The sequence below is a fragment of the Pseudoalteromonas sp. S3785 genome, from assembly GCF_005887365.1.
GTDB lineage: Bacteria > Pseudomonadota > Gammaproteobacteria > Enterobacterales > Alteromonadaceae > Pseudoalteromonas.
Map to the genome: position 1 here is coordinate 1 of NZ_PNCT01000038.1, position 17,588 is coordinate 17,588.

The 17,588-nt window shown below is 41.1% G+C and carries 16 protein-coding genes; 14 read left to right on the forward strand and 2 right to left on the reverse strand.

Annotated features, from left to right (window positions below; all coding sequences use genetic code 11):
- Positions 1-97: 97 nt before the first annotated feature.
- A complete protein-coding gene (locus CWC17_RS10375; RefSeq protein ID WP_138612795.1) occupies positions 98-919 on the reverse strand; it encodes a thioesterase family protein in 822 nt (273 codons plus the stop codon).
- Positions 920-1,160: 241 nt separating this feature from the next.
- On the opposite strand from CWC17_RS10375, the gene dnaK reads away from it, so the two are divergent.
- From dnaK to CWC17_RS10420, 9 genes are all read left to right on the forward strand, one after another.
- Positions 1,161-3,080 (forward strand): molecular chaperone DnaK, encoded by a 1,920-nt coding sequence (gene dnaK / locus CWC17_RS10380; RefSeq protein ID WP_138612796.1) that lies wholly within the window; start codon positions 1,161-1,163, stop codon positions 3,078-3,080.
- A 201-nt stretch (positions 3,081-3,281) separates the two neighbouring features.
- Positions 3,282-4,424: a molecular chaperone DnaJ gene (gene dnaJ / locus CWC17_RS10385; protein ID WP_055013785.1), complete on the forward strand. Its 1,143-nt coding sequence runs from the start codon at positions 3,282-3,284 to the stop codon at positions 4,422-4,424.
- 299 nt (positions 4,425-4,723) lie between these two features.
- Complete coding sequence (ybaK, locus tag CWC17_RS10390) at positions 4,724-5,185, forward strand: Cys-tRNA(Pro) deacylase (protein ID WP_138612797.1); 462 nt, start codon at positions 4,724-4,726, stop codon at positions 5,183-5,185.
- A 120-nt stretch (positions 5,186-5,305) separates the two neighbouring features.
- Positions 5,306-5,710 carry a DUF1761 domain-containing protein gene (locus CWC17_RS10395; protein WP_138612798.1) on the forward strand — a complete coding sequence of 135 codons (405 nt, stop codon included), beginning with the start codon at positions 5,306-5,308 and terminating at the stop codon, positions 5,708-5,710.
- 50 nt (positions 5,711-5,760) lie between these two features.
- Positions 5,761-6,129 carry a response regulator gene (locus tag CWC17_RS10400; protein ID WP_138612799.1) on the forward strand — a complete coding sequence of 123 codons (369 nt, stop codon included), beginning with the start codon at positions 5,761-5,763 and terminating at the stop codon, positions 6,127-6,129.
- 158 nt (positions 6,130-6,287) lie between these two features.
- A complete protein-coding gene (locus CWC17_RS10405) occupies positions 6,288-6,539 on the forward strand; it encodes a hypothetical protein (RefSeq protein WP_055013781.1) in 252 nt (83 codons plus the stop codon).
- A gap of 185 nt (positions 6,540-6,724) precedes the next feature.
- On the forward strand, positions 6,725-6,991 hold the full coding sequence (locus CWC17_RS10410; RefSeq protein WP_055013780.1) for a CBU_0592 family membrane protein: 267 nt from the start codon (positions 6,725-6,727) through the stop codon (positions 6,989-6,991).
- 171 nt (positions 6,992-7,162) lie between these two features.
- The gene (locus CWC17_RS10415) at positions 7,163-8,887 is read left to right on the forward strand and encodes a sensor histidine kinase (RefSeq protein ID WP_138612800.1); all 1,725 of its coding nucleotides are present in this window, start codon (positions 7,163-7,165) and stop codon (positions 8,885-8,887) included.
- A gap of 154 nt (positions 8,888-9,041) precedes the next feature.
- Positions 9,042-10,460 (forward strand): coniferyl aldehyde dehydrogenase, encoded by a 1,419-nt coding sequence (locus CWC17_RS10420; protein WP_138612801.1) that lies wholly within the window; start codon positions 9,042-9,044, stop codon positions 10,458-10,460.
- 70 nt (positions 10,461-10,530) lie between these two features.
- On the opposite strand, the gene CWC17_RS10425 is transcribed toward CWC17_RS10420, so the two are convergent.
- Positions 10,531-11,256 (reverse strand): tetratricopeptide repeat protein, encoded by a 726-nt coding sequence (locus CWC17_RS10425; RefSeq protein ID WP_055013777.1) that lies wholly within the window; start codon positions 11,254-11,256, stop codon positions 10,531-10,533.
- Positions 11,257-11,840: 584 nt separating this feature from the next.
- On the opposite strand from CWC17_RS10425, the gene CWC17_RS10430 reads away from it, so the two are divergent.
- The 5 genes from CWC17_RS10430 to CWC17_RS10450 all read left to right on the forward strand — a co-directional run bounded on the left by CWC17_RS10430 (position 11,841) and on the right by CWC17_RS10450 (position 17,561).
- Complete coding sequence (locus CWC17_RS10430; protein ID WP_138612802.1) at positions 11,841-12,701, forward strand: DUF6279 family lipoprotein; 861 nt, start codon at positions 11,841-11,843, stop codon at positions 12,699-12,701.
- Between the two features lie 253 nt (positions 12,702-12,954).
- Complete coding sequence (locus CWC17_RS10435; RefSeq protein ID WP_138612803.1) at positions 12,955-13,974, forward strand: XdhC family protein; 1,020 nt, start codon at positions 12,955-12,957, stop codon at positions 13,972-13,974.
- 1 nt (position 13,975) lies between these two features.
- Entirely contained in the window at positions 13,976-14,575 is a 600-nt protein-coding gene (locus CWC17_RS10440) for a nucleotidyltransferase family protein (protein WP_138612804.1), read from the forward strand.
- A gap of 193 nt (positions 14,576-14,768) precedes the next feature.
- A complete protein-coding gene (locus tag CWC17_RS10445; protein WP_055018005.1) occupies positions 14,769-15,257 on the forward strand; it encodes a (2Fe-2S)-binding protein in 489 nt (162 codons plus the stop codon).
- A 12-nt stretch (positions 15,258-15,269) separates the two neighbouring features.
- The gene (locus CWC17_RS10450) at positions 15,270-17,561 is read left to right on the forward strand and encodes a xanthine dehydrogenase family protein molybdopterin-binding subunit (protein WP_138612805.1); all 2,292 of its coding nucleotides are present in this window, start codon (positions 15,270-15,272) and stop codon (positions 17,559-17,561) included.
- Positions 17,562-17,588: the final 27 nt, after the last annotated feature.

Here is a 17,588-nt window from a genome sequence, read left to right on the forward strand (position 1 = left end):
ACCTTATGCAAACATGCAGTCGTAAATGAGAATTTTTTAACGCAGATAGCGACACGTTTAGCCCCTGAAAATGATTAAGTATTATTGCTGATTGGTATTAGTCAAATAAGGCAACTGTTTGGCGGGTAAGGGCGATAAGTTCGCCTGATTGCGACCAAATACAGCCATCTTCTAATCCGTAGCCACCTTTTGCATGATGTGTGATTGCTTCAAAGCCTAACCACTCTCCAGGTGTAAGTGTTGGCTCTTGCACAAATTCTAAATACCACGACATGCTACTTGCTGGCGCAGGTTGCTTAAACATTTGCAGTAATGTGGGTGGCCAAGCGTCTGTTAGTGCAATGATATGCGCTTCTGTAATGGTTTCGGGAGTGTGTTTAAAACGCATCCAACCACCTAAATGCGAAGTCTGTGCAGCACTAAATGGCATAGCGCCTTGTTGCGGACATAAATCAATATGCTGGAAAAACTCAGGCATTTGCCCTTGAATAAATGGCAATGTATGACGTGCATCTACAGGCTTTAATCCCATTTCTTTACTAACCGGTACATTAACACTCGATTGCCTATCAATAGCAAAGCACGCTTGGACAATAACGCACACTTGCTCACTTTGAATCACTTTAGCTAATACCTGAGTACTGCTTTTACCTTGGCGTAAAATTTCAACTGACATTGAAAAAGGCGTGTCAGCAAGCAATGGCCCCACAAAATTAGTGCTCAAAGAAAGTAATCGTCTACTTGGGTCAATGTGTTTTCTGATTGCTTGATAAAGTAGTGCTGCAGAAAGGCCACCAAAGGCGGTTCTACCTTGGCACCAATTAGCCGGAAATTCCATTGTGTTGCTGTGAGCGGTGAGCGCGGCCGAAGACATGCTAGAAATAGCAGAGGCTTGTTTTAATAAGTCATCAAAATGCATCGTTAATATCCTTGAAATTATCATTATTAAACATATATAACACATATCAACTGGTCAGACTAGTTGAGTTGAAGGGGTGTATTTGGCGCAAAAAACATCAAACCCTACTTTTATTAAGGTTTTTTGTTAAATAAATTACAAAAAATGAATTTTTTTTCATTTTTACAGTTGAATTCACTTTGTAGCATCCCTATTTACTAGTCATCGAACGTATTAACGAATTTGAAGTTGGAGAAGATTCATGGGTAAAATTATTGGAATCGATTTAGGTACTACAAACTCTTGTGTTGCAGTACTTGATGGTGATAAAGCACGTGTTATTGAAAATGCGGAAGGCGATCGTACAACCCCGTCTATTATTGCTTATACGCAAGACGGCGAAACACTAGTAGGTCAGCCTGCTAAGCGTCAAGCGGTTACTAACCCAACTAACACGTTATTTGCAATTAAGCGTTTAATCGGTCGTCGTTTTGAAGACGAGGAAGTACAACGCGATATCGGTATTATGCCGTTTGAAATCATTAAAGCTGATAACGGCGATGCATGGGTAGAAGCAGGCGGTGAAAAACGCGCTGCACCACAAATTTCTGCAGAAGTACTTAAAAAAATGAAGAAAACGGCAGAAGACTTCTTAGGTGAAGAAGTAACTGAAGCTGTAATCACAGTACCTGCATACTTTAACGATTCACAACGTCAAGCAACAAAAGATGCTGGTCGTATTGCGGGTCTTGAAGTTAAACGTATCATCAATGAGCCAACAGCTGCTGCTCTTGCTTACGGCATGGACAAAAACAAAGGTGAAAACGTTGTTGCAGTATACGACTTAGGTGGTGGTACTTTCGATTTATCAATCATTGAAATTGATGAAGTTGAAGGCGAGCACACATTTGAAGTACTTGCTACAAACGGTGACACTCACTTAGGTGGTGAAGATTTCGATAACCGCGTAATCAACTACTTAGTAGCTGAGTTCAAGAAAGACCAAGGTATCGATTTACAAAACGATCCGCTTGCTATGCAACGTGTTAAAGAAGCGGCTGAAAAAGCGAAAATCGAACTATCATCTGCACAATCTACAGAAGTTAACCTTCCGTACGTGACTGCCGATGCATCAGGTCCTAAGCACATGAACGTTAAACTAACGCGTGCTAAACTTGAGTCATTAGTTGAAGACTTAGTAACTAAGTCAATTGAGCCACTAAAACGTGCACTAGCGGATGCTGATTTATCTGTAAATGATATTAACGATATCATTTTAGTAGGTGGTCAAACACGTATGCCACTAGTACAAAAAACAGTTGCTGAGTTCTTTGGTAAAGAGCCACGTAAAGATGTTAACCCTGATGAAGCTGTAGCAGTAGGCGCGGCAATTCAAGGTGGTGTATTAGCAGGCGACGTTAAAGACGTACTATTACTAGACGTGTCTCCATTATCGCTAGGTATTGAGACAATGGGCTCAGTAATGACACCGCTAATTGAGAAAAATACAACGATTCCTACTAAGAAATCGCAAACGTTCTCTACAGCAGAAGATAACCAGTCTGCCGTTACGATTCATGTACTACAAGGTGAGCGTAAACGTGCTAGCGACAACAAATCTTTAGGTCAATTTAACCTAGAAGGTATTCGTCCAGCACAACGTGGTACGCCACAAATCGAAGTAACTTTTGATGTAGATGCGGATGGTATCTTACATGTATCAGCGAAAGATAAAGATACAGGTAAAGAGCAAAAAATCACGATTCAAGCGTCTTCAGGCTTAAGCGATGAAGAAGTAGAAAAAATGGTTCGTGATGCAGAAGCGAATGCTGAAGAAGACAAAAAGTTTGAAGAGCTAGTAGCAACTCGTAACCAAGCTGATGCAATGGTACACGGCACTCGCAAGCAAATTGAAGAAGCGGGTGATGCTCTACCAAGCGAAGACAAAGAGGCAATCGAAGCCGCAGTTGTTGACCTTGAAGCAGCTATTAAGAGCGATGACAAAGCTGAAATTGAAGCTAAAACGCAAGCACTTGCTGAAAAGTCTCAAAAGCTAATGGAAATTGCTCAGGCTAAAGCGCAACAAGGTGGCGCAGATGCAGGCGAGCAACCACAACAGTCTGCTAAGCAAGACGATGATGTAGTTGATGCTGAGTTTGAAGAAGTAAAAGACGACAAGTAATTGTCGGCTAAGCTTCTAACTAGCCTAAACAACATGATTTGCTCACGTTTTTAGGGTAGGATGAACTTTTGAGGCGCGCAGGCTACAGCTTGTCGCGCCTTTTGTATGTATTCAAGGTTTAAAATTTTCATGATAAATCGATGTGATTTATCGGTTTATCCCGCAGCTTAGCTGCAAATAGAAAAGAGTAGTGTGATAGATATGTCAAAACGCGATTATTACGAAGTTCTCGGCGTAAGCAAAGATGCAAGCGAGAGAGACATAAAAAAAGCGTATAAACGCTTAGCGATGAAATATCACCCAGATCGTACCGCCGGTGATAAAGATCTCGAATCAAAATTTAAAGAAGTAAAAGAAGCATACGAGATATTAACCGACGATCAAAAACGTCAAATGTATGACCAATACGGCCATGCTGCCTTTGAACAAGGCGGTGGCGGCGGTCACGGTGGCTTTGGCGGTGGTGGTCAAGGCGATTTTGGTGATATTTTTGGTGATGTGTTCGGTGACATTTTTGGTGGCGGTGGTGGCCGTCGTCAATCGCGCCAGCAACGTGGATCGGACTTACGTTACAACATGGACCTAAGCTTAGAAGAAGCGGTTCGTGGTAAAGAAGTAGAAATAAAAGTACCGACATGGGTTAGCTGTAAACCCTGTGATGGCAGTGGTGCTAAAGCAGGCTCTAAGCCTAAAACGTGTACTACGTGTCATGGCGCTGGGCAAGTACAAATGCGCCAAGGCTTTTTTGCTGTGCAACAAACGTGTCCAACATGTCAGGGGCAAGGTCAAATTATTTCAGACCCTTGTAACAAGTGCCATGGACAAGGGCGTGTTGAAAAAACGAAAACGTTGTCAGTCAAAATTCCAGCAGGCGTAGACACGGGCGATCGCATTCGCTTAAGTGGTGAAGGCGAAGCGGGCATGCACGGAGCGCCAGCAGGCGATTTATACGTACAAGTATCGGTTCGCGAACACCCAATATTTGTTCGTGAAGCAAATAACTTATACTGCGAAGTGCCTATTAGCTTTACTACAGCCGGTTTGGGTGGCGAAATTGAAGTACCTACACTTGATGGCCGTGCAAAACTTAAAATACCGTCTGAAACACAAACGGGCAAAATGTTCCGTATGCGTGGCAAAGGTGTTAAATCTGTACGTAGTGGTGCTCAAGGTGACTTAATTTGTAAAGTCGTGATTGAAACGCCAGTTAATTTAAACGAGCGTCAACGCGAGTTACTTAAAGAGTTAGACGAGAGCATGGGCAAAGATAGCTCAAAAAACCGTCCTAAAGAGCAAGGCTTTTTTGACGGTGTTAAAAAGTTTTTTGACGATTTAACTAAGTAATTAGTTATCGTAAAAACTAAAAAACGGTGCTTGATGCACCGTTTTTTTTGGCTCAAATTCATGTAATTTATACCTATCACTGGGCACTACCTAACACTCTTATAAAGTGCGTATACTCAATCGATTAATTCACTGAGCATATTTTGTTGTCTTAGGTAATTAACCTGCGCGTCTTTACCCTTTGCACCTATATCCTCGTCAATAAGCGGCTATTAACGTATCTGCTATTAAGTAACCCTTCAAAATGATTAACCCTTATTGTAGATTAATAATGCGCTTAAATAACAGGGCTTACTTGAATGACCCCAGCAATAGAATTACTGAAAAAACAAAATGTGCCTCACGATGTACTTAGTTATCAGCACGATGCTAATACAACGCGTTATGGCCAAGAAGCCGTAGAAAAGTTAAACCTTAACAGTGAGCAGGTATTTAAAACCCTTGTGCTTGAAACCAGTGAAGGGAAGTTAATTGTTGCCGTTACACCGGTATCCCAGCAAGTAAATTTAAAGCAATTAGCCAAATTGAGTCATGCTAAAAAGGTCGCAATGGCAAGCGCGCCAAAGGTACAAGCCGCCACGGGATACATTTTAGGAGGGGTTAGTCCGCTTGGGCAAAAAAAGCGCCTACCCACGTTTATTCACTCAAGCGCTATGGCTTTTAATACAGTGTATGTAAGTGCAGGTAAGCGAGGGCTTGAGGTAGCGCTTTCGCCAGCTGATTTAAAGGAACAAACACGTGCTATTTATGGTGATTTTTAAAAATATCCACGCAAACCAATATGGCCTAAGCCGCAAATTTTAAAGGCGATAATTTGCTGCTTAGGGTATTTTTAACTACAGTCAGAATACCCTTGTACACTATGTATTATGGCAGTATGTATGAATTTTACTGATGTTAATTTTTTTGCCGTGCTTGTGGCGGCACTTTCCTCTTTTATGCTTGGCGGTATTTGGTATTCAAACGCTTTTTTTAAAAATGCCTGGTTAGAGTGCACAGGTCTTACTGAGCTTGATTTACAAACAGCAAAACCGGCGTTAATTTTTGGCGGCAGTATGGTACTTGCACTTGTGTCGGCTGTAGTACTTTCATTATTTTTGGGTAAAGAAGCCGGTATGGGAGAGGGCGCATTTACAGGCTTTGCCATCGGTTTGTTTTGGGTAGGTAGCTCGCTTGGACTTAGTTATATTTATGAACAGCGGCCAATCAAGCTATTTATAATTAATGCAGGGTATTACACATTACAGTTTACATTAATGGGTTTCATTATAGGTGTATGGCCTTAAGCGCGCTTAATTCTGGCCCCCTTTGAGAGCTCAATAAAGTAAAGATAATTATGAAAATATTAGTCGTAGATGATATGCCTCTTATGCGCCACGTATTAATTAATATGCTGAGGCAGCTAAATTATAAAAACGTGGTGGAGGCAACTGATGGCTACCAGGCGTTGAAAATACTGAATCAGCAAAAGTTTGATTTAGTTATAACCGACCTACATATGCCTAAAGTAGATGGTGTAAACCTACTCGATAAAATACGTCATGATGAAGCCTTAGTCGACTTACCCGTTATTATGATCACGTGCGAAGATAACGCAGATACAGTAAAGCAAATTATAAAAGCAAAAGTGTCGGGGTTTATTATTAAGCCATTTAATATGAATGTGTTATCAGCGCAATTAAACCGCCTGTTTTTTAGAGATTAATGTAAACGCTTGTATGGCGTTTTATATTGCACCTATTATTTTAACCCCTGTGTTTTCTCCACCGCTTATTAGGCACTTTGCCTAGCTTCTATAACGTTTTTATTTATTAACTGCTAAAATGCCTGCTTTGCAATTACGTAGGTATGTTAAAGACGTATATGGCTAAGCCAAATAAAAAAGGTCCGACTAAAACAGTCGATATTTTTTGCTCTGCCTGCAAAGCGGCGCTATTTAAATATAGAAAAGGCGGCAAAGGCGCTTTAGTTAAATGTTTTATAGAGCGAATAACTCAGGACTACACAACTACACCGTGTATTTGCCCTAAATGCGAGCGCCCGTTTGCGCGCCCAGCAATAATACGTGGCACGCCAGCCTACAAAATAATTGGTGGTAAGGTTACCTTTAAATAACTCTATTTATCAAAAAACATTTAATTACAATAGATTAGGCTTGATATAGGTTGGGGCGGACAATTGACCTTGTAGCAATAAATAAGGTTGATATACTCGCCCGGTTTTGCTGTTTCAATGATTGAAAAACACCCTCCCCAAGGATAGGGCCAGTTAGTTGGGTTTTTTAAGCAAAGGATAAACGTGTGATAGCACTGTTATTTGATATTGTAGGTATGGCGGGTACTTTCTTAGTTGTTGGTGCGTTTTTTTTATTACAACTGAATAAAGCATCCCCAACGGGGTTATTGTACAACACAATGAATTTGTCAGGAGCAATCTTGCTGCTAATCAGTTTGTGTTACAACTTTAACCTTGCAAGCTTTGTAATCGAGATTTTTTGGATTGCAGCTTCGCTGATCGGCTTATACAAGTACGTTAAAAATAAGCCTAAATTAGCCACTAACGCTTAATTTTAGTGTTGCTAATTGTGTTGACTGTTGCGAGTCAGTATAGACTTGCAGCAGTTTATAAATAATTTAAGATTTATTGTATTTGTTAACACAAAGTTTCTGTTGTTAGCGCTCATAACCCGTTAAACTAGCGCCCTTAAATTTTGTAGCTATTATGTTGTGAGCTAGGGCATGTTCTCCTTTTCTAAAAAACTTCTTTTAATTTTTGTTGTACTGATAGTGCTATTATCGGTGGTGTTTTGCTATGGCCGAACTCATTACTATAATCAGGCCGAGCAAAAAGCAGCCCAACAAGCAACTCAGTTAAAGCACTACATTGATACCGAGCTTGCACGTTTTTCAAAAATCCCACAGCTTCTTACCTATAACAATGCGGTTATTAATTTTTTAGGTGCGCCGCAAAATAACGAAAAAAAAATTAATAACTATTTAGCCGATATACAACAAGCCAGTGGCGCTTCAGACATTTATATCCTTGATGAGCAAGGCGCTGTAATCGCAAGCAGTAACTGGCAGGCTGATCATAACTTTTTGGGTAGTGATTTGTCGTTTAGACCTTACTTTAAACGCGCATTTGCAGGCGAAAAAGTCGCGTACTTTGCCGTGGGCATGCGTACAAAAGAGCGAGGTATTTACTTTTCTCAAGCCATTTATAACAACAATAAAGCAGTAGGCGTTGTTGCGCTAAAAGTTAATGTAAATAAATTTGAAAGTGATCGCGAGCTATTAAATACCGCCAAAGGTAGTCACTTTTATGTGCAATTAGAAGATAGCGTGATTGCAATCTCAGATATGAAAGACTGGCGCCTAAATACGTTTTCTACTCTCGATATAACGGATCGTAGGGATATAGCTCAACGTCAAGCGTATCTAGATTATCAACCTACGCTGATAGCCCATTCAAATTACACATCGCAAAGATTATTGTTTAACACAATTGGTGAGCACAACTATTTATCGGTAGAGCAAAAATTACGTTTTTTGAATGCATCGGTCACTGTACTAGTAAATGTATCTAACGCTAATATTGCTCAATTACCTGCGTTATTTGGCTTTTTGGTCATTTATGCACTTGTTATTGCGTTAGGGTATTTAGTTTTAAGACGCTTTGCAGGCGTAAAAAAGTTGGTGTATTCACATCATAGTGTAAGCCAAGAAATTAATGCGCGCACCAATGCGTTTAAAGCCTACCAAGAGGCACTAGTGCAATCAACTAAGCTTGCCACAATTGGCCAACTAAGCATGGGGTTTAACCATGAAATTAATCACCCACTTAATACTATAAACACTTACTTAGCCAGTGCTAGACGCTTGTTAGCTAAAGGGAAGTTTGAAGCCTTAAACGAAAATTTACAGTTTATTGAAGCTTTAGTTGCAAGGGTACAAAAAATAGTTGCACAGCTAAATTATTTTTCTGATTCTACGCAAACAACTATTAATGAAGTGCCATTAAGTGAATCAGTAGCTAGGGCACTTGATATAAACAAAAACCAGCTAAAGCAAGACAATATAAGTGTGTTATCCCCTAAAATTGACAGCCAATTAAACGTGTTAGCAGATAAAGCAGCCCTTGAAGAGGTACTGGTTAATTTAATATCGAATGCCAGCCAAGCAATGCAAGGCTGTATCACCCGCGAGCTCAGTATTAGCGCGGGTTATGTTAACAAAGAGATTCAACTGTGTATTGAAGATACTGGGCCAGGCATAGAAGTGCACGATATAGATAAAATTTTTGAGCCTTTTTACAGTACTAAATCGGTCGATGGGCTAGGACTTGGGTTGTGTATATGTAAGCAAATTATTAGCGCACTTAAAGGAACGCTAAGAGCGCAGAACCGAGAGCAGGGCGGCGCTAAGTTTATTATTACACTGCCTAGTGGGGCGCTAACACGCTAAATAAAAGCAATTCAAGGGGTAAATGATTGAGTAAGTAGTGTTTGATTGTGGCTATTTGTTCCTATAAAAACAGCGTTTTTTAGATAGTTAGTGTTATTGCTCGAAAATCAGAACGGCGTTATAGTCGTAGCAAAATGATACTCGAGTAGCACCTTTGAATACTGATAGCACACACACACCGTCACTCAGCGATACGTTTAATGAGCTGCAAAATAGCTTTTTAGCGCAGTCTTATCTCCCGATAGATAAACGTATTGCTCTATTAAAAACGCTGCACAAACGAATTGTTAGCAACGAGCAAGCGCTTATCGATGCAGCATCAAAAGACTTTGGCTACAGAACTGCGTTCGACACTTTGCTTGGCGATATCTTGCCAACGGTTCAGGGTTTAGCACACATAATTAAAAAATTGCCCAAATGGGCAAAGCCAAGTAAACGTTCTACCAGTTTAAGCTTGTGGCCATCAAAAGTGAGTGTGACATACCAGCCACTTGGTGTAGTTGGCGTGATTGCGCCTTGGAATTACCCCATACAATTGGCATTAGTGCCTGTTATTACCGCCATTGCCGCGGGTAATAGGGTCATGCTTAAGCTCAGCGAATTTACCCCGCATACTAATGCAGTCATCGAAAAAGTATTTGCAGGTGAGCTACAAGCGCATTGTAAAGTGGTGCTAGGGGCAAGCGATGTAGCAAGTGAATTTTCTTCTTTGCCATTTGCACATTTACTGTTTACTGGCTCAACGTCAGTGGGCAAGCTGGTGATGAAAGCAGCCAGCGAAAATTTAACCCCTGTTACCTTAGAGCTAGGTGGAAAATCACCTGTAATTATTACCGAGCAGGCGGATATTAAAAAAGCAGCGCAAACATTACTGTTTGGTAAAATGGCAAATGCAGGGCAAATTTGTGTAGCCCCAGATTATGTATTTGTGCCTAAATCCCTTGAGCATCAGCTGGTACAGCAATTGTGCGAGCTTTATAAAAAGCACTTTAAAGACGGGGTTGAAGGAAAAAATTTAACGTCAATTATTAGCGATGCGCATTACACTCGATTAGAAGGCTATTTAACTCAAGCACAGGAGTTGGGTGCGCAGGTTATTAAGCCACTCAGCCAAAACCAACAAGACAAACAAAAGCATAGAATGGGGTTGCATATTGTTACCGCGCCAAGCGATGATATGACGCTGATGCAAGATGAATTATTTGGCCCCATTTTGCCGATAAAAACCTACGAAAAGCTCGATGAGGCAATTAGCTATATTAAAGCGCATAATCACCCTTTAGCGCTATATATTTTAGGGCAAGATAAGCATGCTCAAGATTACATAATGCATCAAACATTAAGCGGTACAGTTGCTATAAACGACGCCTTAGTGCAGGTGACAGCAGATGATGTGCCATTTGGTGGCGTTGGGCATTCTGGAATGGGCCATTACCATGGCAAAGAAGGGTTTTTAACCTTTAGTCATGCAAAAAACACCTTGGTGTCTGGCTCGTTTAACCCACGTACCGGGCTTTTACTAAAACAGAGTAACTTTATTATTAAGCTGCTTAAGTTTTTATATATTAAGTAAATTGGTATAAAAAAGGGCTTATGCGAGACGCATTTGCCCTTGTGTAATGCTCTGTTTAGCTTAGCGAAAATTAAAATAAACGTCCTTCACCGGCGTAAGTGCCAGCGAGTATTTTTTCGTAAATTTTGTCGGCTTTTTCTTTGGCTTCTTCTATTTCTTTAGGGAGCATTTTACGCTCATCTAGCTTGCGGCTATGGCTTGCTTGCATGTTGCCGTTGTATTCGGCAATGGTGTTCCATACATACGATTTCTCTAGATCTTTAGGCATGCCTAGACCTTCGAAATACATGAGCGCCAAATTAAATTGTGCCAGTGAATAGTTATTAGCAGCGGCTTTTTCGTACCATGTTCTGGCTTGTTTGTAATCGCGCGTGACGCCCTCGCCATTTGCGTACATAACACCTAAATTAAATTGTGCGGCAGGGAGGTTTTTTTTCGCTGCTTTTTCGAATAACGTAACAGCCATTTGCTTATCAAGCTTTACGCCTTTGCCTTCATCGTATAAAACGGCTAGCGCAAACATTGAGTCAGCGTGATTTTTTTTAACACCTTCTTTATAAAGCTCTGCCGCTTTAAAATAGTCGCGCGTAACGCCATAGCCACCTTCGTAAAGTTTACCTAGTTCGTAAATTCCCGGCGCAAAGCCTTTATCAGCTAAATATTCAAATTCTTTTAGTGCTATAGCAAATTTGCCTTCGTTGGCCGCTCTTATACCATCTTCAAGAGTTGCATGTGCAAATGGGCTTGAAAGCAAAACGCCAGTGAGTATTAATGCTTTTAAATTAAACTGTGACATAGCCATGTCTCCAATAGGTAATAGTTGCAATGTGTATGTATAAAAACCTGTTTTATTGCAACACTTTGTACTTACTATTTAATAGCCACGTATAAAATGGTGCAAGTGCTTGGTTAAAGTAAATTAAAATCGCTTTCATGATTATGTATGCGTTCAATATATAGCCAAGCTGTAGTGGTAATTATAGCTTAAATAAGCAATTATATTGCTAATAATGCGGTGTTTATAAGCGTAAGATACAGATATTACAGAAAATTTAAAGCAGTAAAAAAGCGCAAGCCAAGGCCTGCGCTTTTAATGTCATATTAACCGTCACTAATATGAGCAATGTAGCAAGTAGAGATGAACTTTTATGCTATTACTTGGGTCGAGTAAATAATAGTCAATAAGCAGTCATGTGCTTAAAACAAAATGCCAGCATCCATGCTGTATTTCTTCCTTGGGCACTGAGGTCGTTACACTTTGTTTATGCGATTAATTATTATTTAGATTTACCTGTGTGTCAACAGTAAATAATAATTATTATCAATTAAAATAATGCCTTTACGGAATATCTGAGAGTATGAGTGATAGAAGAGGTTTACATGTTTAAAATAAAAAATATAAAAGTATCACGCGCCGCCATCGTGCTTAGCCTACTGTTTTTGTGTAGTTGTTCAGCTTCGTTTACTTATAATAATTTAACGTGGCTTTCGTCGTTTTGGATAGATGACTATATAGACCTTAATAAACAGCAAAATAAACAACTTAAAAATATCATCAATACCACTCAGCAGTGGCACCGCAGTACACAGTTACCAAGGTATAAGCAAGATATATTAAATTTAAAAACGTTATTTAATAAACAGTTAGATTATCAACAATTAAAGGCCCAAGTGGTCTTGGCCAGAGCTCACTTTCAAAACATTCTCGAACAGGCACATATTGAGCTCGCGCAATTAGGGCTTACGCTTTCGTATGAACAGCGTGCCGAGCTCATTGCTAATATCCAAGCGCAAATTAACGATGAATATGAAGAGTTTAATGAATTAACAGCGCAAGAGCGTAAAAGTGAGCGCCTAGAAAGGCAGCTAGATTACTATAAACAATGGCTAGGAAAGTTAACGCCTGTGCAAACGCAGCTTATTACCCAAGCTAACAATACTCATTATGACTCTTCACTGCTTTGGCATCAGTACAAGCAAACGCGTTTAAATGCAGCGCAACAGGTACTTTTAAATGAAACTCTCAGTGAGACAGATTTTATTAAACAATTAAGCCATGTAATTACTCAGCGAGAAGCGTATATGAGCAAAGAGTTATTAGCCAGTAATGAAGCGAATTTAGAACGTTATGTAAACTTGCTCTTAAAGCTAAATACGACGTTGAGTGAGCAGCAACGAGAACGTGTAAATGAGGAGTTTGATGACCTTGTTAATACGCTCACCGATTTAATAGAGGATTAAAGCCGCCTTGTTGCTTACTAATTAGGCATGCATGCTGGTTTATAAATTTTACGCTTATTGAGCTAACTACATAAATGCTAAAATAATATTTTAAAGTTGAAAACGTTCTAACTGATCGCTTTTAAAATATATCACGTACGCTTTTCACTTATTTATTGCTTGTTTAACTTAGCTATGTCCATAAATCTAGCAAAGTGACAGCATTATGATAATCGAAATACACGCATAGTAAGGTTTGTAATGGCAGCAGTTTATGGTTACTGATTTAAAAGGCATGCTCAATACGTGGTATCCGCTTCGTAATGAGCAACAATGGGTGCTTGCTACTTTATATAAAATAGAAGGGTCGAGTTATCGAAAGCTGGGGGCGATGATGCTCATTTCAAGCCTAGGACAACGTTTAGGTATGCTTTCGGGTGGCTGTTTAGAGGCTGATATTCAGCGTCACGCCAAACAGGTTATGACCACCTTAAATTCTAAAACAATCACTTACGATGCAACTGATGAGGACGATTTAACGTTTCAGCTGGGTATAGGCTGTGGTGGCGTGGTGCATATTCTTTTGCAAAGTGTTAATCGTGAAAACGAATACTTGCAATTAGATACCATGTTTAATGCGCTAAAAAATAAGCAATCGGGGCACTACACACAGCAAATTAAACCTTTAGTGGCAAAGGGGGCTGGCGTTTTTAAAACCGTGGCGCAGCAACACAACTTATCTTTAAACCGCAAAGCAACGCTTGTAGAGCAAGATAAAACCCAAAGTTTACAAGTGGCTATTTACCCCAGCGCACATTTATTAATTGTCGGCGGTGGCGCGGATGCAATACCGGTATATACGTTTGCTAAGCAGTTAGGTTGGATGGTGAGTGTATGGGATAGCCGCGCTGCAAATGCTAAAAGAGACTATTTTACGCATGCCGATCATATTTTGCGTTGTCCCGCTTCACAATTAAAGCAGTTTTGCGAACAACATAAAGTGGATGCCGCCGCTTTAATGGCTCACAGTGTAGAGCTTGATGCACAGGCGTTAACCGCTCTTGAGCAAAGCCCACTAAAGTACTTAGGGCTACTTGGACCTGCACATCGCCGAGCGCAAGTCTTTGAGCATGCAAACACATCTGTAAACAAGGTGGTTGCCCCTGTATTTGGCCCTGTAGGGCTTAATTTAGGAGGAGACACCCCAGAGAGTATTGCCTTATCGCTCATTAGTGAAATACACGCAGTATTAGCGTGTAAAGATGCTACATCGTTAAGTAACTGGGGTAACTAAGGTGCGCGTAGCAAAGGTTATATTGGCCGCAGGACAATCGTCGCGATTTAACGGGTGTAAGCTAATAGCCGATGTAGGTAATAAACCAATGATTTGCCGCGCCGTAGATACCTTACAAGGTGATGACACATTACCCATATACGTTATTAGCGGTGCTTGGCATTCGCAAATTGAAGATGCGTTACATAGCTACAAAAATGTTGAAATACTGCATAACCCGCACTGGCAAGTAGGTTTAGGAAAGTCCATTGCGCGGGCAACGCAAGTTATAAGTGCTGCGCACGCATTGGATGGTATTTTATTTATGCTGGCAGATCAGGTTGAGCTTCGTACTGCAGATATAAATACATTAATTACTCATTTTAACAACAACCCCTCGCGTTGGTGCGCTGATTATGGTGAGCGCATTGGCGTGCCAGCTGTATTTCCTGCCTGTGATTTTAAAACGTTAGCAGCGCTAAGCTGTGATAAAGGCGCCCAACATCTATTACGAGACACAAAGGTAGAGGTAAATACCATTTTACTTAAGCAGGCAAGCACAGATATCGACACTCAGCAGCAATTAAAGCAGTTTATTAATAACCTAACGGCACGCGAATAAACTAAAAATATAGCCTAAACTTAAGGTTTAAACATTCAAATCAAATTTATATTTTCAGAATTTATTACAGCGCCTTTGTAAATGTGCGCTGTAATGCAAAGGGTAATAATTTCAACGTACGGTGGTGTAAAAAGTAACGTGTATGGGTCATGCGTTATTTTAATTTTATTTAGGCTTAATCAAGGGGCAAGCTATGGTGACGTTTACAGTTAACGGCAAAGAGGTTAAATCGCAAGCAAGTGCAGATACACCTTTGCTGTGGGTTATTCGCGATGAAATAGGGTTAAAAGGAACTAAGTTTGGTTGTGGTATTGCCATGTGCGGTGCATGTACCGTGCATTTAGATGGGCAAGCGACACGCTCATGTGTATTACCCGTGGGCGCAGTGGCAGGAAAAAACATTACCACCATAGAAGGGCTCAATAATGAGCATCCGCTGCAAAAAGCATGGGTAGATGAGCAAGTACCTCAGTGTGGCTACTGTCAATCTGGGCAAATTATGCAAGCTGCCACGTTATTAGCTGACAATCCAAATCCAACTGAGCAAGAAATAGTAAATCATATGAACGGCAACTACTGTCGTTGTATGGCGTACAAGCGCATTAAATCGGCTATACAACGCGCCGCTGATGAATCGCAAAGTGCAGTTCAAATGTTTAACCCAAAAGAGCTAGACGTGTAACTGGAGCCGACAATGAAAAAACTATTTCAAAAAAATACCGAAACCGTAGACTTAAACCGTCGCTCTTTTATGATTAGCACAGCAACAGCTGGCCTAGTGATGGCATTCGCGCCGGCTTTATTTTCAGGTGAACTTAGCGCGAAAGAGTCGATTTCACAACAATCGTTTTCACCCACAATTTGGTGGACTATGAACCCGCAAGGTGAAGTAGAGGTGAGCATTGCCAAAGCTGAAATGGGTCAGCACGTTGGCACTGCTTTAGCACGTATTGTGGCAGATGAACTTGAGTGCGACTGGGATAAAGTATCAATCACGTATGTAGATACGCACGAGAAGTGGGGCTACATGGTTACAGGTGGTTCATGGTCTGTATTTCAAAGCTTTAAACCGCTTTCTCAAGCCGGCGCAGCAGGGCGCATAGCTCTTATAGACGCTGGGGCTAATATGCTTGGAGTTAAACCTGAGCAGTGCCACGCTAGTAAAGGGCGTATAATTGCAGGCGATAAGTCGCTCAGTTATACCGATATTTTTAAACATGGTGAGTTTAACCGTACCTTTAGCAGCGAAGAAGTTGCAAAGCTACCGATAAAGCCTGCCAACAAGCGCCACTTAACGGGTTTAAAACAAGACTTTAAAGCCCTCGATATTCCGGAAAAAACAAATGGTACGGCTGTGTATGGCATAGATGTAGAGCTTGAAGGCATGGTGTATGCGCGCCCTGTGATCCCACCAACACGTTATGGTAGTGAAGTCACGCAAGTAGATGATAGCGCCGCAAAAGCAATAAAAGGCTATAAAGGGTATGAGATTTTAAATGACCCAAGTAACACTGTACAAGGCTGGGTGGTCGTTTTAGCCGACAATTACCCCAGTGCAATTAAAGCGGTAGATGCGCTAAAAGTAACCTATAAAAAAGGCCAAACAGCTAATGTTACAGAGGCCGATATTCAATCCCTAGGCGAAAAATTATGTAACGATAGCAACGCTGGCACCTTATTTGTTAATGAAGGCGACACCGCTAAAATGCAGGCTGAGGCAACGCAGTCGCTAGAGTCATTGTATACCACGGCAACAGCAAGTCATTATCAATTAGAGCCGCTTAATGCGGTGGCAGAGTTTAAACAAGGCAAGTGGATTATTCATACAGGTAATCAGTGGCAGTCTTTAACACTACCTGCGTTGGCCAAAGCATTAGAGGTTGAACAAAATAACGTTATTATTCGCCCTTATTATTTAGGTGGTGGGTTTGGGCGTCGTCTATTTGGTGATTGGACTGTGCCCGCAGCGTTAACAGCCAAAGCGATTGGCAAACCTGTTAAACTGGTATTTACACGTGCCGATGATAGTTTATTTGATCAGTCACGCTCTGCCTCCACAGCTAAATTAACAGCTTCGTTTAATGAAAAAGGCGAGTTAAGCGCTATGGAGCATGCATTTGCAGCAGGCTGGCCAACAAAAGCAATGGCGCCTGGCTTTTTATCACCTGGGGTTGATGGCAAAGGCAAGTTTGATTCGTTTTCAGCCTCTGGAGCCGATCACTGGTACAGCATGGATAATCACCGTGCTCGCGCAATTAATAATGAATTAGCGCAAAGCACATTTACCCCAGGCTGGCTTCGCTCGGTAGGCCCTGGCTGGATTGTATGGAGCTTAGAATCGTTTATTGATGAAATTGCTCATAAACAAGGGCTTGATCCGGTGGAGTTTCGTTTATCAATGCTCGATGGCAAAGGCAAGCAAGCAGGCAAAGCCCCTGAAAGCGTAAGCGGCGCACTGCGCTTAAATGCGGTACTTAAAAAAGTGTCAGCGAAGGTCGCAAATGTTAAGCTGGGTGAAAACGAAGGCATTGGTTTTTCAGTTAGTTCTGGTCAAGAGCGCCATATGCCAGCGTGGATTGCCACAGCGGCGCATGTGCATGTAAATAAAAGTGACGGCAAAATTACGCTTAAAAAACTGTATGCCGTGGTAGATGCAGGCTTAATAGTTCATCCTGATGGTGCTTTAGCTCAGCTTGAAGGTTCGTTATTGTGGGGCACAAGCCTTGCTTTACACGAATCAAATAATTATCAAAACGGGCAAGTGGCGGCCACTAACTTTAACACTTACTTGCCACTTAGAATGCAAGATGTGCCCGATATGGACATAGAGTTTGTGCAAAGTGACGAGTTTCCTATGGGCTTAGGTGAGCCGGGCGTTATTGGTGTGGCACCTGCTATTGGCAACGCGGTATTTAATGCAGTTGGCGTAAGGTTACGTAATTTACCCATGAAACCGAGTGAGCTTATAAAAGGCTTAACCGCCTAGTTAAACGCTAATAAGAGTGTATGGCGT